A 20,689-nucleotide genomic window follows, 5' to 3' on the forward strand; every position below is an offset into this window, starting at 1 on the left:
GATGATCGCCCCGCTGAGCGCCGGGCGCATCGCCGCGTTCGTGGGCCTCTTCGTCCTCGGCGCCGCGACCGGCTTCGCGGGCGCGCTCACCCAGGGCGGCTGGTTCCCCGGCGGCCTGTCGCTGGCCCTGCTCGCCGTCGCGGGCCTCAGCTACGGCGCGGTGACCGCGACCGGCACCCGCGCCGGGGGTGCGGTGGCCGGCGGCGGCTGGCTCGTCGCGGTGCTCCTGATGACCTCGTCGCGCCCCGAGGGCGACTTCTTCTTCGGCGCCGGAATCGGCGCGTACGTCTTCCTGCTGGGCGGGATGGCGCTGGCTGTGATGTGCGCCACTGTGCCGAAACTGCCGCAACCAAACGGACCTTCGGTCCGACTTGGCAAGTGACGTGACGATTTCTGCCTGAGTGTCGTTCGGCTCCCGAGCAGGTCATCCGGCATCTGCCGGACTTGTCCCGTGACGGGCCGACGGCGCGCGGCCACGCAGCGCGCTCCCGCCCGCCGGCGTGAACCGGCGGTCGTCAAGTGCGTGTGCGCGGTGCCCAGTATGGTGGTGCGCGCCGCCGAGCCGCCCGAGCGAGGTCATGACGGGCGGCGGAGCTAACCGGGAGAACCTGCTTTGAGCCGTGAATCTGACAGTTCGTCCTCCGGGCCCCAGGGGCGCGGTGGCGCCGCCTACCCGTCCGGGACCCCTCCGTACGGCAGTGAGGAGCAGGCCCGCGCGGCCGCGGCCTCCAGGCCCGAAGAGCCCAAGACCGAGACCACGCTGACGACGCGGATCCGTATCAACATCCCGGGATCGCGGCCCATCCCGCCGGTCATCATGCGCACCCCCGTCGACGGCGAGGCCGGGCCCGCGAGCGCGCCCGCCAAGCCGGCCGCCCCGGCCGCCGGCGGCGCCCCGGCGGGCGAGCGCAAGGCCGAACTGCCGCGCCGCCCCGCCGCCACGACGCCTCCCGGCCGCAAGCCGCAGGACCGCTCCGGCGACAAGGACCAGGGCGCCAAGGGCGAGAAGGCCAGCGACTGGTTCGCCCCGCGCAAGTCCGGCGGCCCCGCCCCCTCGGGGAGCGCAGCGGCCCGCCGGTCCGCGGCCCAGGGCGGTGCTCCCGGCGCGGGCGCACCGCAGGGCGGTGCGCCGGTCTCCGGTGCTCCGCAGCACTCCGGCCCGCGCAACGCCCCGCAGGCTCCTGCCGCCGCGGGCCCGGCCATGGGCTCGGTCACGGGCGGTACGCCGTGGCCCGGTGACGCACAGACGACCGGTTCGATGCCGCAGCCGCCCGCCCCGGGCAACGGCTGGCAGCGCGACACCACGCAGGGCGTCGCCCCCCAGGCGGGCGGCGCGGCGCAGCGGCGCGCCGCGGAGGACGACTGGCCCGGCGGCTCCTCGGCCACGGGCGCGACGTCGTGGGACGCAGGCATGAACTTGGGCGTGAACCCGGGTATGAACGCAGGCATGAACGACATTCCGGGCGCCGGTGTGTCCGGTGGTACGGGTGTGCCCGGTGGTGCGGCCGGCGGTGGCAGGGCGCAGCGGCGCGGTGCGCAGGACGACTGGCCGGGCGCCCCGTCGGCCTCCTCCGCTCCCGCCGCACCCGTGGACGACTGGCCGGCCGGTCCCTCCACCACGGCCGCCACGCCGTGGCCGGGTGAGGCGCAGACGACCGGTTCGATGCCGCAGCCGCCCGCCCCGGGCAACGGCAGCGGCTCCCCCTGGCCCGACGACCCGGTGAGCACCGGCCCCATGGGCATCATGCAGGCCCCGGGCACGCCGCCGAGCACCAGCACGCAGTGGACCGAGCCGGAGAGCACGCAGCAGTTCCCCGCGCCCGCCATGGGCCAGGGCGCCGCGGCACCGTTCGCCCCCGCCGCCGGCGGCATAGGGCGTACGGACACCCCGCACGAGGGCGTGCCCCGCGTGCCCGCGCCCCCCGTCGGCGCGCAGTCCGCCGCCGGCGCGGCTCCGGCGGCCCCCGGCAAGGCGCCCCAGGCGCCCAAGGGCGGCAAGGCGGCCAAGGGCAAGGGCGGCAAGAAGGGCGGCTCCCAGGCCCCCGCGGCCGGCGCACGGGCGGGCGGCGCGACGCTCGTCGGCGGTGTGCCCGCCGTGCCCCCGCCCGGGCCGGGCGGGGCAGCGCAGCCCAAGAAGCCCGTGGACAGCGGTGCGCCGCGCATCGCCGTGCCCAAGCCCAAGGTGCCGGGCCCCGGCGCCGGGCCGGCCGTCCCGCCGCCCCCGGCCAAGGGCGCGGCTCCCAAGGGCGCCGCGCAGAGCGCACCCGCGAAGAGCGCGCCCGCGAAGTCCAAGCCGAAGAAGAAGGGCCGCTCCAAGCTCGTGCTGCTGGGCGGCGCGGTCGTCGGCCTGGCCGGTGTCGCGTACGGCGCCGGGCTGCTGCTCGACCACGCGGACGTGCCGAACGGCACCACCGTGCTCGGGGTGAACATCGGCGGCTCCTCCAAGGAGCAGGCCGTCCAGAAGCTCGACTCCGCGCTCGGCGACCGGGCGACCAAGCCGCTGAAGGTCTCCATCGGCGGCAAGGAGGCGCAGCTCAAGCCCTCCGTGGCGGGGCTGTCCATCGACACCCAGGCCACGGTGCGCGCGGCGGCCGGCCGGGACTACAACCCGCTGACCGTCATCCCCTCGCTCATCGGCGGCACGCGCACGGCCGAGCCCGTGATCGTCGCCGACGAGGAGAAGATCGCGGCCGCGCTGCACACGCTCGCGGGCGAGTCGGGCGCGGCCAAGGACGGCACGATCAAGTTCGAGCCGGGCAAGGCCGTGCCGGTCTACGGCAAGCCGTACGAGGGCATCGACGGCGACAAGGGCGTCGACGCCGTCGCCAAGGCGTACAAGGACCGCGCCGCCACCGGCCAGGAGGCCACGGTGGCGCTGCCGAGCGCGAGCCGGCAGCCGAAGGTGAGCAACGCCGAGGTCGACCGGATGATGACGGAGTTCGCGAAGCCCGCGATGTCCGGCCTGGTCACGGTGCGCACGGATGCTGTGCACAGCATCCAGTTCGGCCCGGAGCGCTCGCTGCCGCAGATCCTCTCCGTCAAGGAGGTGGGCGGCAAGCTCGTCGAGAACTACGACCTCGAAGCGCTCAAGGAGCTGTACGGCACCAAGTTCAAGGGCGTCCTCATCCAGCGCGGCAACGGCAGCAAGACGGAGGTCACCCCGCAGGACGTGGTCGGCGCGCTGCGCAAGGCGCTCACGGGCAAGACGCCCGCCGAGCGGATCGGCACCATCCCGCTCAGCTGACGGCCCGCCCGTCCGGCCGGCCGACAGGCCGTGCGAGCCCCCGCGCCCCCGTGGCGCGGGGGCGCGCTGCTGTCGGGCCACCCATGACATCTGTCATCGCCAGGACCGTACGGCTGACACTGCCGCGGACCCCCGCCCACCGGCCACGATGGTGCACATGACCACCACAGCAGTCACGTACACGGGGGACGGGCGCCGCACCGGCGCCCCCGTGGTCAGTTTCGAGAACGTCAGCAAGAGCTACGGCGCGGTGCGTGCCGTAGCTGATCTGGACCTGCAGCTGTACCCGGGCGAGACCGTCGCCCTGCTCGGCCCCAACGGCGCCGGCAAGTCCTCCACCCTCGACCTTCTCCTCGGCCTGAGGAACCCCGACGCGGGCCGGGTCGAGCTTTTCGGCACCAGCCCGCAGCAGGCCCTCGCCCAGGGCAAGGTCGGCGCGATGCTGCAGTCCGGCGGCCTGATGGAGGACGTGACCGTCCGCGAGATCGTCAAGCTCGGCTGTGATCTGCACCCCCGTCGCCACCCCGTCGACCAGGTGCTCGCCGCCGCCGATCTCACCGAGATAGCCGACCGCCAGGTCAACAAGCTCTCCGGCGGCCAGGAGCAGCGGGTGCGGTTCGCGCTCGCGACGGCCGGCGCCAACGAGCTCATCGTGCTGGACGAGCCCACGACCGGCATGGACGTCTCCGCCCGCCAGGCGTTCTGGGGCGTCATGCGCGAGCAGGCCCGGGCCGGGCGCGCCATCCTCTTCGCCACGCACTACCTCGAAGAGGCCGACGCCATCGCCGACCGCGTGATCGTGCTGCACCGCGGGCGGGTCCTCGCGGACGGCTCGGCCGCCGAGATCAAGGCGAAGGCCGGGGCCCGCCGCATCGTCTTCGACCTGGACGGGCACATCGGCGAAGCCGCCCTGCGCGAGCTGCCGTTCCTGTCCTCCCTGGAGATATCCGGCCGCACGGTGCGCATCCGGTCCCACGACGCCGACGCCACGGTCCACGCCGTCTACGGGCTCGGCCTCTACCCGCGCAACCTGGAGGTCGCGGGGCTCGGCCTGGAGCAGGCCTTCATCGCCATCACCGACGCCGCCACCGCCGAGGAGGCGGCCTGATGCTGATCTTCCCGGGGGACGGCCCCCGGACCCCCGGCCGCCACCACAGCCCCACCGCAGTGCTCGGATCCGTTTCGCGAGGCGCACTCTGATGAACACCCTGATCAAGCTCGAGATCGCGCGCACCCTGCGCAACAAGAAGTTCATGTTCTTCTCGGTGATCTACCCCGCCGGCCTCTATCTGATGATCGCGGGCGGCGCGAGCTCCACCGAGATCGTCGAGGGCACCGGGCTGACCCTGCCGCTGCTGATGATGGTCTCCATGGCCTCCTTCGGTGCGATCACCGCCGTCCTCGTGGGCAACAGCGAGCGGATCGCCAAGGAGCGCGAGAAGGGCTGGGTGCGCCAGCTGCGCCTCACCGCCCTGCCCGGCCGCGGCTACGTGACGGCCAAGGTCGCCTCCGCCGCCGTGGTCTCGCTCCCCTCGATCCTGGTGGTCTTCCTGGTCGCCGCGCTCGTCAAGGACGTCCGGATGGGCGCCACCTGGCAGTGGTTCGCGCTCGTCGGGGCGATCTGGGCGGGCAGCATCGTCTTCGCCGCGCTCGGCGTGGCCGTCGGCTACCTCGCCACGGGCGACGCCGTCCGCCCCCTTACGATGATCATCTACTTCGCGCTGTCGATGCTCGGCGGCCTGTGGATGCCGACCACCACTTTCCCCACGTGGCTGCAGAAGGTCGCGGAGTGGACGCCCACCTACGCGTACGCCGGTCTCGGCCGGTCGATCGAGCAGGCGAACGCCCCCGAGGCGAAGCACGTGGCGCTCCTCGCGGTCTACCTCGTGCTGTTCGCCGGCATGGCAGCCTGGCTGTACCGCAAGGACACCCGCAAGTCCTGAGCGGACTTGCGGAAGACCAGGAAGACAGGCAGGGCATGGCAGCACGACCGTGGCTCCGGAACCCATGGCGCGCCGCCATGGAGGTCCATGACGACCCGTCGTACACCATCGGCATCGGCATGGAGCCCGACAACCGCCGACAGGTGATCATCAAGCTCATCTGGATCACCATCTGGTTCGCCTACATGGCGGCCCCCGTCGAGGACGTCCTCGGCGACCACCACACCCTGACCGGCGACGTCCTCGGCGGCGGCGGTCTCGCGGCCTTCGTCGCCGGCTACCTCACCCTGGTCTTCCGGCACACGTCCCGTCCCCTGGAGCGCGCCCGCGTGCTCGGCGCGCTCGCCGCGCTGGTGTCCCTCGCGGTCGCGCTGTCCCTCACGCTCGGGGGCGCCTGGCTCGTCCTCTTCGTCTACGTCTGCGTCGCCTCCGGCGCGGTCCTGCCGACGAAGCTGTCACGCATCATGATTCCGCTGGTCACGGGGGTACTGGCGGGACTGGGTGCGATGACGCCGGGCGCCTCCGAATACCTGGCCGCCCTCGCCATCCCGGCGCTGCTCGGCGGCTTCGCGATGGTGGGGGTGCGTCAGATGGCGATGACGACCCGCGCGCTGCGCGAGGCCCGCGCCACGGTCGCCCACCTCGCCGCCAACGAGGAGCGGCTGCGCCTCGCCCGCGATCTGCACGACCTCCTCGGGCACTCCCTGTCGCTCATCACGCTCAAGAGCGAGCTGGCCGGGCGGATGCTCCCCGGCCGGCCCGATCAGGCGGCCCAGCAGGTGGCCGACATCGAACGGGTCAGCCGGCAGGCCCTGGTGGACGTCCGGGAGGCGGTGAGCGGCTTCCGCCGCCCCACGCTGGAGGCCGAGCTGGCCGGTGCCCGGACGGCCCTGGCCGCGGCCGGCATCGCCGCCGACCTCACCCGCGCCGCCACCGACCATCCCGACCTGCCGCCCGACGAGGAGGGCGCGCTGGCCTGGGCGCTGCGGGAGGCGGTGACCAACGTGGTGCGGCACAGCGCCGCACGGCGCTGCGAGATCACGCTGGCCGAGGAGGGCGACGAGCTCTGCCTGACCGTCAGCGACGACGGCCGCGGCCCCGGCGGCGGCCCTCCCGGCAACGGCCTGACGGGCCTGTCCGAGCGGCTCCACCTCGCCGACGGGCGCTTGGAGACCGGCCCGGGCCCGCGAGGGGGCTTCCGCTTGCGCGCATGCGTCCCTCTCTCGCGCAGCCTCGCCCCGGAGCGGCCTACCCTGTCGTCGTGACAGACCAGCACCACCTCGCCGATCCGGCCGGCCGACGCATCATCAAAGTCCTCCTCGCGGAGGACCAGTCCATGGTCAGGGAGGCGCTGGCGGCGCTGCTCGGGCTCGAGGACGACATCGAAGTCGTCGCCCAGGTCTCCCGGGGCGACGAAGTCCTCGACGCCGCCCGCGCCCACGACCTGGACGTGGTCCTGCTCGACATCGAGCCGGGCCATGGAGTCCGGCGCGGAGGCCTTCCTCGTCAAGGACGCGCCCGCCGCCCAGCTCGCGGACGCCCTGCGCAGGGTGCTGCGCGGCGAGCGCGTCATCGATCCCACCCTCGCGGCGGCGGCGCTCGCGGAGGGCGCCAATCCGCTGACCGACCGCGAGCGCGCGGTGCTGCGGGCCTCCGCCGACGGGTCGACCAACGCGGAGCTGGCCAGGGCGTTGCACCTGTCGAACGGGACCGTCCGCAACTACCTCTCGACGGCCATCCAGAAGACGGGCGCGCGCAACCGCGCCGAGGCGGTACGGATCGCGCGGGACAAGGGCTGGCTGTGACGGCGGCGTCCACCGCCCCCGGCGCCCGTCAGTTGAGCATCGCCCGGGCCGCCCGGGCCTGCCGGCGCACCGTCTCCGCGACCGTCGGCTCCAGCGCGTCGATGACCTCCGCGTACTCCTCCATCTCGTGCGCGCCCGCCACGAAGTCGCCGCGCTCCACGAGCAGCTCGGCGCGCTCGTAGCGGAGTCTGGCCGGGTGGCTGGGCAGCAGCAGGGACAGCTCGACGGCCCACAGCTGGACGTCGCTGCGCTCGGGGCGGGCCGCGGCCCAGGCACGGATGTTGTTCAGCACGCGCAGCACGATCTCCACCGGCTCGGCGGGGGAGAACATCGAGGGGGCGAGCGGGGTGCCCGTCGCGCCCGCCACCAGCAGGCCCGCCTCCTCCTCGGACAGGATCCGGCCACCGTCGAAGGGGTCGGCCAGGGCGTGCCCGCCCAGGGGGTCACCGAAGCCGACGACAAAGTGACCCGGCAGCGCCACCCCGTACACCGGCGCCCCGGCCCGCCGCGCGACCTCCATCCACACCACGGACAGCAGGATCGGCAGCCCGCGCCGCCGCCGGAGCACCTCGGTCAGCAGCGAGGACTCCAGGCGCCGGTAGTCGGCCGGGGAGCCGTGGAAGCCGCACCGCTCGCCCAGGAGCTCCGCGAGGGCCTCCGCCCACCGGCGCGGGGCGGCCTGCCGGCCCAGCGCGGGGAGCAGCCCGGCGAGCCGGTCCAGCTCTATCTGTGCGGCGTCGATCGCCTCCTCGCCCGGCTCCGGGTCGGCCTCAGCGGCGATCAGCAGGCACAGCAGCGCGAGGTCGGGCCGATCCTCGCGCGCCGCGTCCGCGAACCGCTGCCGTCCGGTGGTGTCGTTCATGGTGCCTCCGCCTCCCGCCTTCCATGGTGCGCGCCGGTCGCGCAGACTGCGTATTCCGCCGGACTCCCGCCGCCAGGGCGACGCCTTCGTCGCGCTGCCACGGCCGGGCCGTCCTCCCCGCCGCCATGGTGAGGTACCACGACGGCGAGGGTCCGGCGGAATGGATGATCACCGCAAACGAGTGTTACGGACGCGGCTCACGGCGATAGTGATACGCGTGGTGCGTCGTGAAGCCCAGCTCGTCGTACAGGGCCGCCGCCGCGCCGTTGTCCGTCTCCACCTGCAGGTACGCCGCCGAGGCGCCCTCGCTCAGCGCCTGCTCGGCGAGGCGTGCCATGACCTGGCCGGCCAGCCCGCGCCTGCGGTGCTCCGGGCTGACGGCCACCGCCGAGAAGCCCGCCCACCGGCCGTCCACCACGCACCGCCCGACGGCCACCGGCCCCTCGCCCGGCGCCCCGGGGACCGTCGCGAACCACACCGAGGGCCCGCCGCCCAGCACGGCGAGGGCGTCCGCGGTGCCGCCGTCCGTGCGCCCGTAGGCGCGCAGCCACGCCTCGTCGGGCGTGCGCGAGAGCTGTACGTGTTCCGTGGCCGCCCCCGTATCGGCCATCGGCGCCAGCGCCGCCGTCCGCATCAGGGCGTGGCGCTCCTCGGTCCAGCCGCGCCGGGCCAGCTCGCCGTCCAGGAGGGCGTCCTGCTCCGGGTCTCCGGTGGTGATCTGGATCAGCGCGGGCAGGGAGCGCGCGGCGTACCAGGCGGTCACCCGGTCCACGGCCTCCGGCAGCGGCAGCCCGCAAGGGCCGAGCGGCAGGACCGAGTTGGCGCGGGCGGTGAAGCCGCTCGCCGCGCGCAGCATCCAGGCGCCGAGCCGTGCGGTCTCGCGCGCGGGCCAGCCGCGGGCCGCGATCTCCTGGAGCTCGCGCACGGTCGCCGCGGGGCCGCGGCGGCGGGGCGGCGGGCCGGGGACGACCTTGCCGGCCACGAGCGAGGCCTCGTCGAAAGTGACAATCTCTCCGGTCCGCCGTGTGATCCGCAGCACTCCGCCCTCCCAGGAGGTAAGGGTGCCGACGGTGTCCGTGAACCGTTCGGAAGATCCCTCCGAAGGCCCTGCGGAGGGGTTCAGACGGCGTACGGATACCCTTTTTCCCACATCAGCGGTACTGATCCTGATTTCCAGCCGTCCGCCCGTGGTGAATTCCACAGCTCTCCTCGCCCCTCTTGTTCGTCAAGTGCCCGGGAACGGAGATACTAGGTGTGGGCATCGACGACGCCGCGCTCCCGCGCGAGATGAGCCCTACCGAGGAGGAACGACAGCGTGACCTACGTCATCGCGCAGCCTTGTGTCGACGTGAAGGACAAGGCGTGCATCGAGGAGTGCCCCGTCGACTGCATCTACGAGGGTTCCCGGTCCTTGTACATCCACCCGGACGAATGTGTCGACTGTGGTGCCTGCGAGCCGGTCTGCCCCGTCGAGGCGATCTTCTACGAGGATGACACTCCCGAGGAGTGGAAGGACTACTACAAGGCGAACGTCGAGTTCTTCGACGAGCTCGGTTCGCCCGGTGGCGCCTCGAAGCTCGGCCTGATCGAGCGCGACCACCCCTTCATCGCCGCGCTGCCCGCGGACATCAACCCGGAGCACTGACCCGAGCGGCCCCCCGGCCCCGTACGGCCGCCGCCGTGCGGGGCCGCGGCGTATCGCCGGTCACCCCCAGAGCAAGAGAGCGAACACCGTGAGCGCAGTCTCCTCCCGCCTCCCCGTCTTCCCCTGGGACCGGCTCGCCCCCTACAAGGCGAAAGCGGCAGCCCACCCCGGCGGAATAGTGGACCTCTCGGTCGGCACCCCCGTCGATCCGGTGCCCGCCCTGATCCAGCGGGCGCTCACCGACGCCGCCGACAGCCCCGGCTACCCCACGGTGTGGGGCACGCCCGCGCTGCGCGACGCGCTGACCGGCTGGGCGGAGCACCGGCTGGGCGCCCGGGACCTGGCCCACGGCAACGTACTGCCGATCGTCGGCTCCAAGGAGCTGGTGGCCTGGCTGCCGACGCAGCTCGGCCTCGGAGCGGGCGACAAGGTCGCCTACCCGCGCCTGGCCTACCCGACCTACGAGGTCGGCGCGCGCCTCGCCGGCGCCGAGCCCGTCGTCTACGACGACCCTACGGAGCTCGACCCCACGGGCCTGAAGCTGCTCTGGCTCAACTCCCCGTCCAACCCCACCGGCCGCGTCCTGTCCGCCGAGGAGATGCGCCGCACCGTCGCGTGGGCCCGCGAGCACGGGGTGCTGCTCTTCAGCGACGAGTGCTACGTGGAGCTGGGCTGGGAGGCCGACCCTGTCTCCGTCCTGCACCCGGACGTCTGCGGCGGTTCGTACGAGGGCATCGTCGCGGTGCACTCGCTCTCCAAGCGGTCGAACCTGGCCGGCTACCGCGCGGCCTTCCTGGCCGGTGACCCCGCCGTCCTCGGTGAGCTGCTGCAGATCCGCAAGCACAGCGGGATGATGGTCTCCGCCCCGGTCCAGGCCGCCACGGTCGCGGCCCTGGGGGACACGGCGCACGTGACCGAGCAGCGGGCGCGCTACGCCCGCCGGCGCGACGCCCTGCGGGCCGCCTTCGAGGGCGCGGGCTTCCGCATCGAGCACAGCGAGGCGTCGCTGTACCTGTGGGCCACGCGGGACGAGCCCTGCTGGGACACCGTCGCGGCCATGGCCGGGCTCGGCATCCTGGTGGCGCCCGGCGTCTTCTACGGGGAGGCCGGGGAGAAGTTCGTGCGGATCGCCTTCACCGCGACCGACGAGCGGGTCGAGGCCGCGGTCCGCCGCCTGGCGCAGTAGCCGCCCGCGGAGGAGGACACGCGAGAGGGCCCGGGAGACGTCTCCCGGGCCCTCTCGCGTGCTCGTGCGTGCGCTGGGTCAGCCGCCGATCGGGAGCTGGCCGCCGCCGAGGGGCAGGCCCTTGGCGTTGAGGCCGCCGGCCGTCTTGGTGGCCTCGCCCGCGAGCCCGGAGGTGGTGCCCGCGGTCTGGCCGGCGACCTTCTGGACGGCGGGGGCGGCGGTCTTGGCGGCCTTGCCGGTGGCGTCGGCGGCGCCCGGGACGGTGGTCTTGATGGCGCTGGTGCCGACGCCCGAAACCGTGTCCCCGGCCTTGTGGGCGGCCGCGTCGACGTTGGTGCCGAGGTTCGCGCCGTCCACCGCGGTCAGGCCGCTCGCCAGGTCGGTGGCCTGCGGGGCGGCGCTCGCCGCTCCGGCCGCACCGATGACGGGTGCCGCACCGGCGGCTACCAGCAGGGCGGCCCGGGCGATCCGACGCGTCAGGGGGAGGGACATGATGCTCCTTTAGCGGAGTTGAGGACGTTGGCTGTCCGGCGAGCGGACGCAGTGACTACCGCGCGAATCCGTGGAAGGTTGCGGTGCGCCACGGTAAAGAGTTGGTAATGCGTCGCATTATCTGTCCCCCTAAAAGCGGGGCAAACCGGGCGCGCAGTATGCAGGTCGGGAAGGCTGACAAGCCTTTAGTCACAAGGAATTCCCGGGAAATCCGGACGCCTGGGGCGGGCGTTGCCCATTAAGCGCGCGAGGCTGTTGTGCCTACCCCCGGCGGGGGGACGGTCGCACTACTGAGCGGTCGCGATCCGTACCTCTGCGGCCGCGTTCCCGGGGGAATTCCCGGCCTCCGCCGCACCCTTGCCGTCCTCGCGCCAGCCGTCCCGCGAGCCGGCCGCCGTCCACACCCGGCCGCCGAAGGAGATCCGCTCGATCCGCAGTTCGCTCGCGTGGGCCACCGCCCACGAGGCCAGCTGCCAGCCGCGCCGCTCCCGGCCGCTGCCGGCCGGCTCGCCCGGCCCCGTCGGCTTGTCCGGCACGGGCACCGCCAGCGTCCGCGCGGCGGCACCGCCCGCCGCGCCCGAACCGCCGCTCCCCGGAGCCGCCAGGGTCTCCGCCACCGGCACCGCCTCCGCACCGAACTCCCGGCGCAGCTTGGCCCGTACCGCCGCGACGTCCCCCTTCTTGCCGTCGCTCGGGCTCGTCGTGCAGCTGAAGGCCGCCTCCGCCCGGCCCGTGAGCGCGGACGACAGCAGCGACGCGTCCGGCTCGTGCTTGGCGTACGCCTGCGGGAAGCCGCTGCGCTGCACCTTCTGCGCGGCCACCGTCAGCGGCAGCCGCGAGTAGCCCGGCACCTCCACCAGGTGGTCGTAGAACTTCCCCGCCGCGTACACGGGGTCGGTGATCTGCCGCGCGGAGCCCCAGCCCTGCGTGGGCCGCTGCTGGAACAGCCCCAGCGAGTCCCGGTCGCCGTGGTGGATGTTGCGCAGCCCCGACTCCTGCATGGCCGTGGCCAGGGCGATCGTCACCGCCCGCTCCGGCAGCCCCCGCTCGGACCCCACGGCCGAGATCGTCGCCGCGTTCACCGCCTGCTCGGGCGAGAGGGAGTACGAGGCGCCGTCGGCGCGCACGGTGCAGCGCGGCGCTCCCGGGCCGCCCGTCACCAGCTGGGCGATCCCGTAGCCGACCAGCGCCAGCAGCACGGCGCAGGCGGCCACGATGCGCAACAAGCGGCCACGTCGGGTGACGAAGATCCGGGACATGCGGCCCACGTTACTGGAGAGGACAGGCGCCGGCCGGGGGCCGCCCTCCGGCCCGGCCGCGCCCGCACCGCCCGGGCTAGAGTCGCACGCATGGATGACGCCGCACTCGACCTGTCCCTCGACGCCGCCGCCCTCACCGCCCAGCTCGTCGACATCCCGTCCGAGAGCGGGAGCGAGAAGACGCTGGCCGACGCCGTCGAAATCGCCCTGCGCGCACTGCCGCACCTGACGGTGGACCGGTACGGCAACAACGTGGTGGCCCGCACGAACCTGGGCCGCGCCGAGCGCGTCGTGCTCGCCGGCCACATCGACACCGTCCCCATCGCCGGCAACGTCCCCTCCCGGCTGGACGAGGACGGCTTCCTGTGGGGCTGCGGTACCAGCGACATGAAGTCCGGCGTCGCGGTGCAGCTGCGCATCGCCGCCACCGTGCCCGAGCCCAACCGCGACCTGACCCTCGTCTTCTACGACAACGAGGAGGTCGCCTCCCACCTCAACGGCCTCGGCCGCATCGCGGACGCCCACCCCGACTGGCTCGCCGCCGACTTCGCCGTCCTCCTGGAGCCCTCCGAAGCCCAGGTCGAGGGCGGCTGCCAGGGCACCCTCCGGGTCCACCTGCACACCGCGGGCGAGCGCGCCCACTCCGCACGCAGCTGGATGGGCAGCAACGCCGTCCACGCCGCCGCGCCGATCCTCGCCCGCCTCGCCGCCTACGAGCCGCGCCGCCCCGTCATCGACGGCCTGGAGTACCACGAGGGCCTCAACGCCGTCCGCATCGAGGGCGGCGTCGCCGGCAACGTCATCCCCGACGCGTGCACCGTCACCGTCAACTACCGCTACGCACCCGACCGCAGCCCCGCGCAGGCCCTGGAGCACGTCCGCGAGGTCTTCGCGGACTGCGGCCTCGCCGGGCTCGTCGTGGACGACGAGTCGCCCGGCGCGCTGCCCGGGCTCTCCCACCCCGCCGCCGCCGCGTTCGTCGAGGCCGTCGGCGGGACGCCCAAGCCCAAGTTCGGCTGGACCGACGTCTCCCGCTTCAGCGCGCTCGGAGTCCCCGCCGTCAACTACGGCCCCGGCGACCCGACGCTCGCCCACAAGCGGGACGAGCGCGTCCGCGCCTCGCTGATCAACGACTGCGAGGAGCGGCTGCGGGCCTGGCTGACCGCCTGACCCGCCGGGTCACCGCGCGCGTGGGCCTACGCTGAACAGCAACGATCTGCAGCGGAGGGAGCACACCATGGCACATCCCGAAGGGTCGCGCGCGCGGCGGGAGCAGCGCCGGGGGCCGGTGGTACGCCGGTACGGCCAGATGCAGGCGGGCACCACGGACCAGCACCTGCTGGACACGAGAGGGGCCGCGGACTGGGTCCACGAGGACCCCTTCCGGGTGATGCGCATCCAGTCCGAGTTCGTCGAGGGCTTCGGGGCCCTCGCCGAACTGCCACCCGCCATCAGCGTCTTCGGCTCGGCCCGCACGCCCCGGGACTCGCCGGAGTACGAGGCCGGCATCGCCATCGGGCGCGGCCTCGTCGAGTCGGGCTTCGCGGTCATCACGGGCGGCGGACCGGGCGCGATGGAGGCCGCCAACAAGGGGGCGACGGAGGCGGGCGGCATCTCCGTCGGCCTCGGCATCGAACTGCCCTTCGAGCAGGGGCTCAACCAGTACGTCAACCTCGGCGTCGACTTCCGCTACTTCTTCGTGCGGAAGACGATGTTCGTGAAGTACGCGAGCGGATTCGTCGTCCTGCCGGGCGGACTCGGCACGCTGGACGAGCTGTTCGAGGCGCTGACCCTCGTCCAGACCAAGAAGGTCACGCGCTTCCCGATCGTCCTGTTCGGCTCCGCCTACTGGGGCGGCCTGGTCGACTGGTTCCGGGACACGCTCATCGCCGGAGGCAAGGCCGGCCCGAACGACCTGCACCTCTTCCACGTCACGGACGACGTGGAGGAGGCGGTGCGGCTGGTGACCAAGGAGGCGGGGGCGTAGCCGCCTGCGGCGGGCCGTGACGAACGCGCAGGTCGCGGCGGCTGCGCATGGCGCCGACCTTCGCCGCGGGGGCGTTGCGGCGGGATTCTTCTTCCGCCGCAACGGCGCGCGACCACGACGAGGCGGCCCGGCGGTGCCTGCCCTGCCGCGGCTCAGGCCGGCCCGCGCCTGGCCACCGCAGGTGCCCGGTGGCCCGCGATGGACGCCACCATGTCCAGGACCGGCTTCGGCTGTGCCTCTTGATGCCTTCCTCGCGGGGCTTGGCGCCGGGGCGCCTCACCGGCTTCGGGAGGCTGCGCCGGACTCCGTCCGCCGGGTCGTGGGCCGGGGCTCAGGCCAGGCCGCGGCGGGCGACCGCAGGTGGCCGGTGGCCGGCGATGGACGCCACCATGTCCAGGACCTGCTTCGTCTCCGCCACCTCGTGGACGCGGTAGACCTGCGCGCCCAGCCACGCCGAGACGGCCGTCGTCGCGAGCGTGCCCAGGACGCGCTCCTTCACCGGCTTGTCGAGCGTCTCGCCGACGAAGTCCTTGTTCGACAGCGAGACCAGCACCGGCCAGCCCGTCTCCGTCATCTCCCCCAGCCGCCGGGTCGCCTCCAGCGAGTGCCGGGTGTTCTTCCCGAAGTCGTGCCCCGGGTCGATCATGATGCCGTCGCGCCGGACGCCCAGCGCCACCGCGCGCTCGGCCAGCCCGAGCGTGACCCGCAGGACGTCCGCCATCACGTCCTCGTACTCCACCCGGTGCGGGCGCGTGCGCGGCTCCACGCCGCCCGCGTGCGTGCACACCAGGCCCACGCCGTAACGGGCCGCGACCTCGGCCAGCTTGGGGTCCACGCCGCCCCACGCGTCGTTGAGGAGGTCCGCGCCGGCCTCGCACACCGCCTCGCCCACGTCGTGCCGCCAGGTGTCGACGCTGATCACCGCGTCCGGGTGGCGCCTGCGGACCTCGGCCACGAAGCCGACCGTCCGCCGGGCCTCCTCCTCGGCGGTCACCTCCTCGCCGGGGCCGGCCTTCACCCCGCCGATGTCGATGATGGCGGCGCCCTCCGCGAGGGCCTGCTCCACCCTGGCCAGGGCGGGCTCGTCGCTGAACGTCGCACCCTGGTCGTAGAAGGAGTCCGGCGTCCGGTTGACGATCGCCATGATCACCGGCTCGTGCGCATCGAACTCGCGTCGTCCCAGCCGCAGCATGTCCCTACTCCCTCTCGGTGGTCCGCAGCGACCTTAACCGTCAGTGCGGCATGGCACGATCGGGGTGGACGGAATCGCAGTCCGTGTTCCTGGGAGATGGTCGTGTTCTGGTTCCTGCTCATCGCGCTGGTCGTGGTGGTCGCCGCAGTCGCGCTCTTCGTCGCCGGCGGCGGAAGCGGTGCGGCGCTGCCCGAGGCCGCGGCCGACCGGACCGTCTGGCCGCTCCCCGCGGACCGCCCCATGGCCCGCGCCGACGTCGAGACCCTGCGCCTGCCCGTGGCCCTGCGGGGCTACCGCATGGCGGAGACGGACGATGCCCTGGACCGCCTCGGCGCCGAGCTCGCCGAGCGCGACGCCCGCATCGCCGAGCTGGAGGCCGCCCTCGCGGGCGCGCAGGCCGCGGCCATGGCCGGCGGCGCGAAGGCCGGCCCCGGGGGGAGCGAGAGCCGCGACCGGCGTGAGGACGAGGGGGAGAAGGAATGAGCGGCGCACCGGTCATAGGGGCGGACGGGCTGCACCGCTGCCCGTGGGGCCTCGAAGCGGAGCCCATGGCGGACTACCGCCTCTACCACGACACCGAATGGGGCCGCCCCGTGCGCGGGGACGACGCCCTCTACGAGCGGATGTGCCTGGAGGCCTTCCAGTCCGGGCTCTCGTGGCTGACGATCCTGCGCCGCCGCGAGGGCTTCCGGGCCGCCTTCGCCGGCTTCTCCATCGCCAAGGTCGCGGCCTTCACCGACGCCGACGCGGAGCGGCTGCTGGCCGACCCCGGCATCATCCGCAACCGCGCCAAGATCACGGCCACCATCGCCAACGCGCGGGTCGCGGCGGAGTGGGCGCCCGGCGAGCTGGACGCCCTGATCTGGTCGTACGCCCCGGAGCCGGCCGCCGCGCCGCGCACGGCCGCCGACGTCCCGGCGGTGACGCCGGAGTCGACGGCCCTCGCCAAGGACCTCAAGAAGCGAGGCTTCCGCTTCGTCGGGCCGACGACGGCGTACGCACTGATGCAGGCGTGCGGGCTGGTGAACGACCACCTGGCGGGGTGTCACGCGAGGGAGAGCGCGGGGGCCCGCTGACGCAGGGCTCTGCTCAGCCTGACGCAGGGCTGTGCTCAGCGCCCCACGAATCGCGGCTTCTCCTTCTTCAGGAACGCGTCCACCGCGATCCCGTGGTCCTCGGAGGCCCCCGCACGGGTCTGCAGCTCGTCCTCCTTGGCCAGGGCCTCGGCCAGGGGCCGCCCCGCCCCGTAGGCGAGGCACTCCTTGATCGCGGCGTAGGCCCCGGTGGGCCCCTCGGCCAGGCGCCGGGCGACGGCCGAGGCCTCCGCGGCCAGCTCCGCCGCCGGCACGACCTTGTTGGCGATACCCAGCTCGTACGCCTCCTGCGCCGGCACGTTGCGCGGGAACAGCAGCAGGTCCGAGGCCCGGCTGTGACCGACGAGGCGCGGCAGCGTCCAGGAGACCCCCGAGTCGGCGGTCAGGGCGACCCCCGCGAAGGAGGTGTTGAACGCGGCGGTGTCGGCCACCACCCGGTAGTCCGCGGCGAAGGCGAACCCCGCCCCGGCGCCGGCGGCGACCCCGTTCACCCCCGCCACGACCGGCTTCGGCATGCCGGCGATGGCCGTGACGATGGGGTTGTAGTGCTCCTTGACCGTCGTCATGGTGCGCCCCGTGCCGCTCGCGCGGTCGGCCGCCAGCGACTCGACGTGCTCCTTGAGGTCCTGCCCGACGCAGAAGGCGCGCCCCGTGCCGGTCAGCAGCACCGCCCGGACGGCGGCGTCGGCACCGGCCCGCTGCAGGGCGTCGCGCAGGGCGACCTTGGTGTCGGTGTTCAGCGCGTTCATCGCGTCGGGACGGTTCAGCGTGATCGTCGCGAGCCCGTCCGTCACCTCGTACAGCACGGAGTCGGCCATGTGCCGGTCCCTCCCTCGTCGCAAGCCCCGTCGGCGGCGTTCCGGGCCCAGCATGCCGGAGATCACCGGACACCGATATGTGACCTGCGTCAAAGAATCCGGCCACAGATGCATGGTCGAAGCGGCGCAGTATCGCAGTCCGATCGCCGAATTGAGTGGTTTTGCGCGATCGCGTTGCCGAAGGGATACGGACCGATGTTGTTCATTGGGTCACGCGATGCGAGATAATGGCCTGGAAGCAATGTGTTCGATGCCGGTGACGCGGGCCTGTCGTGGGGCCGTCGGCTGACGATGAGCTGGTTTCAGGAAGGGGAACGAGCATGGCGGCCATGAAGCCGCGGACGGGCGATGGCCCGCTCGAGGTGACCAAGGAGGGGCGGGGCATCGTCATGCGGGTTCCGCTCGAAGGCGGCGGTCGGCTCGTCGTCGAGCTGACCCCGGATGAGGCCGAGGCCCTCGGAGACGCCCTGAAGAAGGTTGTCGGCTGACGCACGCCGAACCACCGTTCTTACGCTGCCCCGGCAGCCGGTCCGCACCGGCTGCCGGGGCAGTGGTGCATCCGGGGTGCGCGCCGCGCGTGGCGGCGGGCCGGGGCGGCGGCGGGCCGGGGCGTCGGCACCGGCTCCGGGGGAGCACCGGCCCCGGGGGAGCGCCCGGCGGGCGGGGCGCCCGCGCCGGGTCAGCCGCGCCGGGCCGCGCACAGCAGCCCGTCGCCCACCGGCAGCAGCGACGGCACCAGCACCCGCGACTCGCGCACCGCCCGCAGCAGCTCGCGCAGCCGCTGCACCTCGGCGGGCTGGGCGGCGGAGTCGACCGTGCGGCCGTCGGCGAAGACGCCCTCGAAGCAGACGAGGCCCCCGGGCCGCAGCAGGCGCAACGATTCGGCTAGGTAGTCCAGGCACTCCAGCCGGTCGCCGTCGCAGAAGACCAGGTCGTAGCCGCCGTCGGCGAGGCGCGGCAGCACCTCCAGGGCGCGGCCGGGGATGAAGCGCGCGCGGTTGCCCGCGAAGCCCGCCGCGCGGAACGCCTGCCGGGCGAACTGCTGGCACTCGGGGTCGCTGTCCACCGTCGTGAGCACGCCGTCGGGCCGCATGCCGTGCAGGAGGTGGATGCCGGAGACGCCGGTGCCCGTGCCGATCTCGGCCACCGCCTTGGCGTCCACCGCCGCGGCGAGCAGGCGCAGCGCGGCGCCGGTGCCGGACGACACCGAGCGCAGGCCTGCCTCCAGGGCCCGGTCCCGGGCCCAGCGCAGCGCCTCGTCCTCGGCGACGAACGCATCGGCGAACGCCCAGCTCGTCTGCCGGTTGCCGGTAATGGCCCTCTCCTGTCCCCGTAGTCGACGCAACCGTGACTGTATCCGCTGACCACGGGAACCCGCAGATGGGACCGTGCGTTGACGAGAAGGGGCGGGGTGGGACGGCAAATGGAGGGGATGGCCGGGAGAGCGGGGGAAGCAAGACCAAATGCAGGTCAAAATTCCTTATCCGGAGCTAACGGGCGGGATGGATATGGTAGGGGCTCTACTGGACACCACCAGAGCCGACAGGGGAGGTGCGGCTGCGGCCGACGACCGTCGGGGAGTGCTCAAGCGCTTTCGCAGGTCCGCCGGCGAGCCGAAATCCGTGACCAAGACCGCTGACCGTTCGCGCACCAACGACTCCGCACAGACCGCGACCTTCGCCACCGATGCGGACTCGCAGGCGTGGACGCCTCCCACCTGGGAGGAGATCGTCAGCACGCACAGCGCCCGCGTCTACCGCCTGGCCTACCGCCTCACCGGCAACCAGCACGACGCCGAGGACCTCACGCAAGAGGTCTTCGTCCGGGTCTTCCGGTCGCTCTCCACGTACACCCCCGGCACGTTCGAGGGGTGGCTGCACCGCATCACCACCAACCTCTTCCTGGACATGGTCCGGCGACGCCAGCGCATCCGCTTCGACGCGCTCGGCGAGGACGCCGCGGAGCGGCTCCCCAGCCGCGAGCCCTCCCCCCAGCAGCACTTCAACGACACGCACTTCGACGCGGACGTCCAGCAGGCGCTGGACACGCTCGCCCCGGAGTTCCGCGCCGCCGTCGTCCTGTGCGACATCGAGGGCCTGTCCTACGAGGAGATCGCCGCGACGCTCGGCGTGAAGCTCGGCACGGTCCGCAGCCGGATCCACCGCGGCCGCTCCCACCTGCGCAAGGCGCTCCAGCACCGCTCGCCCGCCGCCCGGGCCGAGCAGCGTGCCGTGGCGGGCGTGGCCCCCGGCGTTGCTCTCGGTGGGGAGGTAGGGATCGCGTGACCGGTTCAGGCGGTCAGTCCCCCGCCGAGCACCATCTCGGCGACCGCCTCGCGGCCCTGGTCGACGGGGAGTTGGGACACGATTCTCGGGAGCGGGTGCTCGCCCACCTGGCGACCTGCTGGAAGTGCAAAGCCGAAGCCGACGCGCAGCGCCGGCTCAAAAGCGTATTCGCGGAAGCGGCGCTCCCGCCGCTCTCGGAGAACTTCCTGGCCCGGCTTCAGGGCCTGGCCGGCGGTGATCCCCGCGCCCCGCTCGGCGCCGACCACGACGGCCGGGCCGACCACCGCCCGGACGCCCGGGAGGGCCACGAGGGCCCCGGAGGGCCGGGAAAAGCCGGCCTCGGGGCCCGGGCTGACTCCCTCGCGCCCCTCGGCCTCATCCCCGGCGGTGCCGCGCGGCCCCGCGAGGGCGGCTTCCGGATCCACGAGATGCCCGAGCCGCCCCGCGGTGGCATACGGGGGCGGCGGATCGCCTTCGCCGCCGCCGGAGCCGTCTCGCTGGCCGCGTTCGCCCTCGGCGGCGCGGCCCCGCTGACCTCGGTCGCCGGCCCCCAGGGCCCGCGCGCCGAGAATCCGCGCACCGCGACCACCCCGCTGTCGGCCTCGTCAGCCTCGTCGGCGGCCGGGCGCGACCGGCGCCTCGCCCGCTCCGGCGGGTCCGCCCCGTCGGCCGCCGTGCCGGTGCGGGAAGTGTCCCTGCTGCGCCCCTCCGCGGCGCCCCTGCTGCCCCCGCTGATACGGAGGGGGCACCCGGCACCGGGAGCGCCGCCGGGGGACACCGCCCGGCGCTGACCCCCGCCCGGGCCCCCTGCGCACCTGTGTGCAGACCTGGTTGAATTCCTGTGGGCCGCGCATCCCTCGGGCGATGCCGTGCGCCC

21 protein-coding genes and 1 pseudogene are annotated in these 20,689 nt (G+C 73.9%); 15 read left to right on the forward strand and 7 right to left on the reverse strand.

The features are described 5' to 3' along the window. Position 1 precedes the first annotated feature (1 nt). From FGW37_RS21090 to FGW37_RS21115, 6 genes and pseudogenes are all read left to right on the forward strand, one after another. Positions 2-382, forward strand: coding sequence for a DUF6113 family protein (locus tag FGW37_RS21090; RefSeq protein ID WP_179084826.1), 381 nt, complete (start codon positions 2-4; stop codon positions 380-382). Between the two features lie 231 nt (positions 383-613). Further along, the gene (locus FGW37_RS21095; protein WP_179082482.1) at positions 614-3,244 is read left to right on the forward strand and encodes a hypothetical protein; all 2,631 of its coding nucleotides are present in this window, start codon (positions 614-616) and stop codon (positions 3,242-3,244) included. 157 nt (positions 3,245-3,401) lie between these two features. Then, positions 3,402-4,352 (forward strand): ABC transporter ATP-binding protein, encoded by a 951-nt coding sequence (locus FGW37_RS21100; RefSeq protein ID WP_179082483.1) that lies wholly within the window; start codon positions 3,402-3,404, stop codon positions 4,350-4,352. Between the two features lie 91 nt (positions 4,353-4,443). Beyond that, complete coding sequence (locus tag FGW37_RS21105) at positions 4,444-5,187, forward strand: ABC transporter permease (protein ID WP_179082484.1); 744 nt, start codon at positions 4,444-4,446, stop codon at positions 5,185-5,187. A 35-nt stretch (positions 5,188-5,222) separates the two neighbouring features. Beyond that, the gene (locus FGW37_RS21110; protein ID WP_425506564.1) at positions 5,223-6,452 is read left to right on the forward strand and encodes a sensor histidine kinase; all 1,230 of its coding nucleotides are present in this window, start codon (positions 5,223-5,225) and stop codon (positions 6,450-6,452) included. A gap of 71 nt (positions 6,453-6,523) precedes the next feature. After that, positions 6,524-6,992 (forward strand): annotated as a pseudogene (locus FGW37_RS21115) (response regulator transcription factor). A 28-nt stretch (positions 6,993-7,020) separates the two neighbouring features. Here the strand turns inward: FGW37_RS21115 and FGW37_RS21120 are convergent. Next, positions 7,021-7,854, reverse strand: a complete 834-nt coding sequence (locus FGW37_RS21120) for a transglutaminase-like and tetratricopeptide repeat-containing protein (protein ID WP_179082485.1) — start codon at positions 7,852-7,854, stop codon at positions 7,021-7,023. Between the two features lie 184 nt (positions 7,855-8,038). Beyond that, a complete protein-coding gene (locus FGW37_RS21125) occupies positions 8,039-9,055 on the reverse strand; it encodes a GNAT family N-acetyltransferase (RefSeq protein ID WP_179082486.1) in 1,017 nt (338 codons plus the stop codon). Between the two features lie 114 nt (positions 9,056-9,169). Here FGW37_RS21125 and fdxA point away from each other — a divergent pair, with 114 nt between their 5' ends. Together fdxA and dapC are read left to right on the forward strand one after the other, a co-directional pair. After that, a complete protein-coding gene (gene fdxA, locus FGW37_RS21130) occupies positions 9,170-9,499 on the forward strand; it encodes a ferredoxin (protein WP_030366150.1) in 330 nt (109 codons plus the stop codon). Between the two features lie 88 nt (positions 9,500-9,587). Beyond that, positions 9,588-10,685: a succinyldiaminopimelate transaminase gene (gene dapC / locus FGW37_RS21135; protein WP_179082487.1), complete on the forward strand. Its 1,098-nt coding sequence runs from the start codon at positions 9,588-9,590 to the stop codon at positions 10,683-10,685. Between the two features lie 78 nt (positions 10,686-10,763). Here the strand turns inward: dapC and FGW37_RS21140 are convergent, their stop codons facing one another. Further along, on the reverse strand, positions 10,764-11,177 hold the full coding sequence (locus FGW37_RS21140; RefSeq protein ID WP_179082488.1) for an ATP-binding protein: 414 nt from the start codon (positions 11,175-11,177) through the stop codon (positions 10,764-10,766). Between the two features lie 287 nt (positions 11,178-11,464). Next, a complete protein-coding gene (locus FGW37_RS21145; RefSeq protein WP_179082489.1) occupies positions 11,465-12,436 on the reverse strand; it encodes a VldE C-terminal domain-containing protein in 972 nt (323 codons plus the stop codon). A 90-nt stretch (positions 12,437-12,526) separates the two neighbouring features. On the opposite strand from FGW37_RS21145, the gene dapE reads away from it, so the two are divergent. Both dapE and FGW37_RS21155 read left to right on the forward strand, forming a co-directional pair. Beyond that, positions 12,527-13,606 (forward strand): succinyl-diaminopimelate desuccinylase, encoded by a 1,080-nt coding sequence (dapE, locus tag FGW37_RS21150; protein ID WP_179082490.1) that lies wholly within the window; start codon positions 12,527-12,529, stop codon positions 13,604-13,606. Positions 13,607-13,673: 67 nt separating this feature from the next. Continuing rightward, on the forward strand, positions 13,674-14,423 hold the full coding sequence (locus FGW37_RS21155) for an LOG family protein (protein WP_058046096.1): 750 nt from the start codon (positions 13,674-13,676) through the stop codon (positions 14,421-14,423). A gap of 331 nt (positions 14,424-14,754) precedes the next feature. Here the strand turns inward: FGW37_RS21155 and folP are convergent, their stop codons facing one another. After that, the gene (gene folP, locus FGW37_RS21160; RefSeq protein ID WP_179082491.1) at positions 14,755-15,615 is read right to left on the reverse strand and encodes a dihydropteroate synthase; all 861 of its coding nucleotides are present in this window, start codon (positions 15,613-15,615) and stop codon (positions 14,755-14,757) included. 96 nt (positions 15,616-15,711) lie between these two features. Here folP and FGW37_RS21165 point away from each other — a divergent pair, with 96 nt between their 5' ends. Both FGW37_RS21165 and FGW37_RS21170 read left to right on the forward strand, forming a co-directional pair. Beyond that, on the forward strand, positions 15,712-16,098 hold the full coding sequence (locus FGW37_RS21165; RefSeq protein ID WP_179082492.1) for a hypothetical protein: 387 nt from the start codon (positions 15,712-15,714) through the stop codon (positions 16,096-16,098). After that, positions 16,095-16,691 (forward strand): DNA-3-methyladenine glycosylase I, encoded by a 597-nt coding sequence (locus tag FGW37_RS21170; RefSeq protein ID WP_179082493.1) that lies wholly within the window; start codon positions 16,095-16,097, stop codon positions 16,689-16,691. Before FGW37_RS21165 ends, FGW37_RS21170 begins: the two co-directional genes overlap by 4 nt. Positions 16,692-16,726: 35 nt before the next feature. Here the strand turns inward: FGW37_RS21170 and chcB are convergent, their stop codons facing one another. Further along, entirely contained in the window at positions 16,727-17,527 is an 801-nt protein-coding gene (chcB, locus tag FGW37_RS21175; protein WP_179082494.1) for a 2-cyclohexenylcarbonyl CoA isomerase, read from the reverse strand. 320 nt (positions 17,528-17,847) lie between these two features. On the opposite strand from chcB, the gene FGW37_RS21180 reads away from it, so the two are divergent. Further along, positions 17,848-18,015 (forward strand): DUF3117 domain-containing protein, encoded by a 168-nt coding sequence (locus FGW37_RS21180; protein WP_009997451.1) that lies wholly within the window; start codon positions 17,848-17,850, stop codon positions 18,013-18,015. 191 nt (positions 18,016-18,206) lie between these two features. Here the strand turns inward: FGW37_RS21180 and FGW37_RS21185 are convergent, their stop codons facing one another. Further along, a complete protein-coding gene (locus FGW37_RS21185; protein ID WP_058046100.1) occupies positions 18,207-18,872 on the reverse strand; it encodes an O-methyltransferase in 666 nt (221 codons plus the stop codon). 163 nt (positions 18,873-19,035) lie between these two features. Between FGW37_RS21185 and sigE the strand changes: the two genes are divergently transcribed. Both sigE and FGW37_RS21195 read left to right on the forward strand, forming a co-directional pair. Next, positions 19,036-19,812, forward strand: coding sequence for an RNA polymerase sigma factor SigE (gene sigE, locus FGW37_RS21190; protein ID WP_179084828.1), 777 nt, complete (start codon positions 19,036-19,038; stop codon positions 19,810-19,812). Then, complete coding sequence (locus FGW37_RS21195; protein WP_179082495.1) at positions 19,809-20,603, forward strand: anti-sigma factor family protein; 795 nt, start codon at positions 19,809-19,811, stop codon at positions 20,601-20,603. Before sigE ends, FGW37_RS21195 begins: the two co-directional genes overlap by 4 nt. The last annotated feature ends 86 nt before the right edge of the window (positions 20,604-20,689 follow it).

Origin of the sequence: Streptomyces rectiverticillatus (genome assembly GCF_013394065.1) — a bacterium.
Lineage (GTDB): Bacteria > Actinomycetota > Actinomycetes > Streptomycetales > Streptomycetaceae > Streptomyces > Streptomyces rectiverticillatus.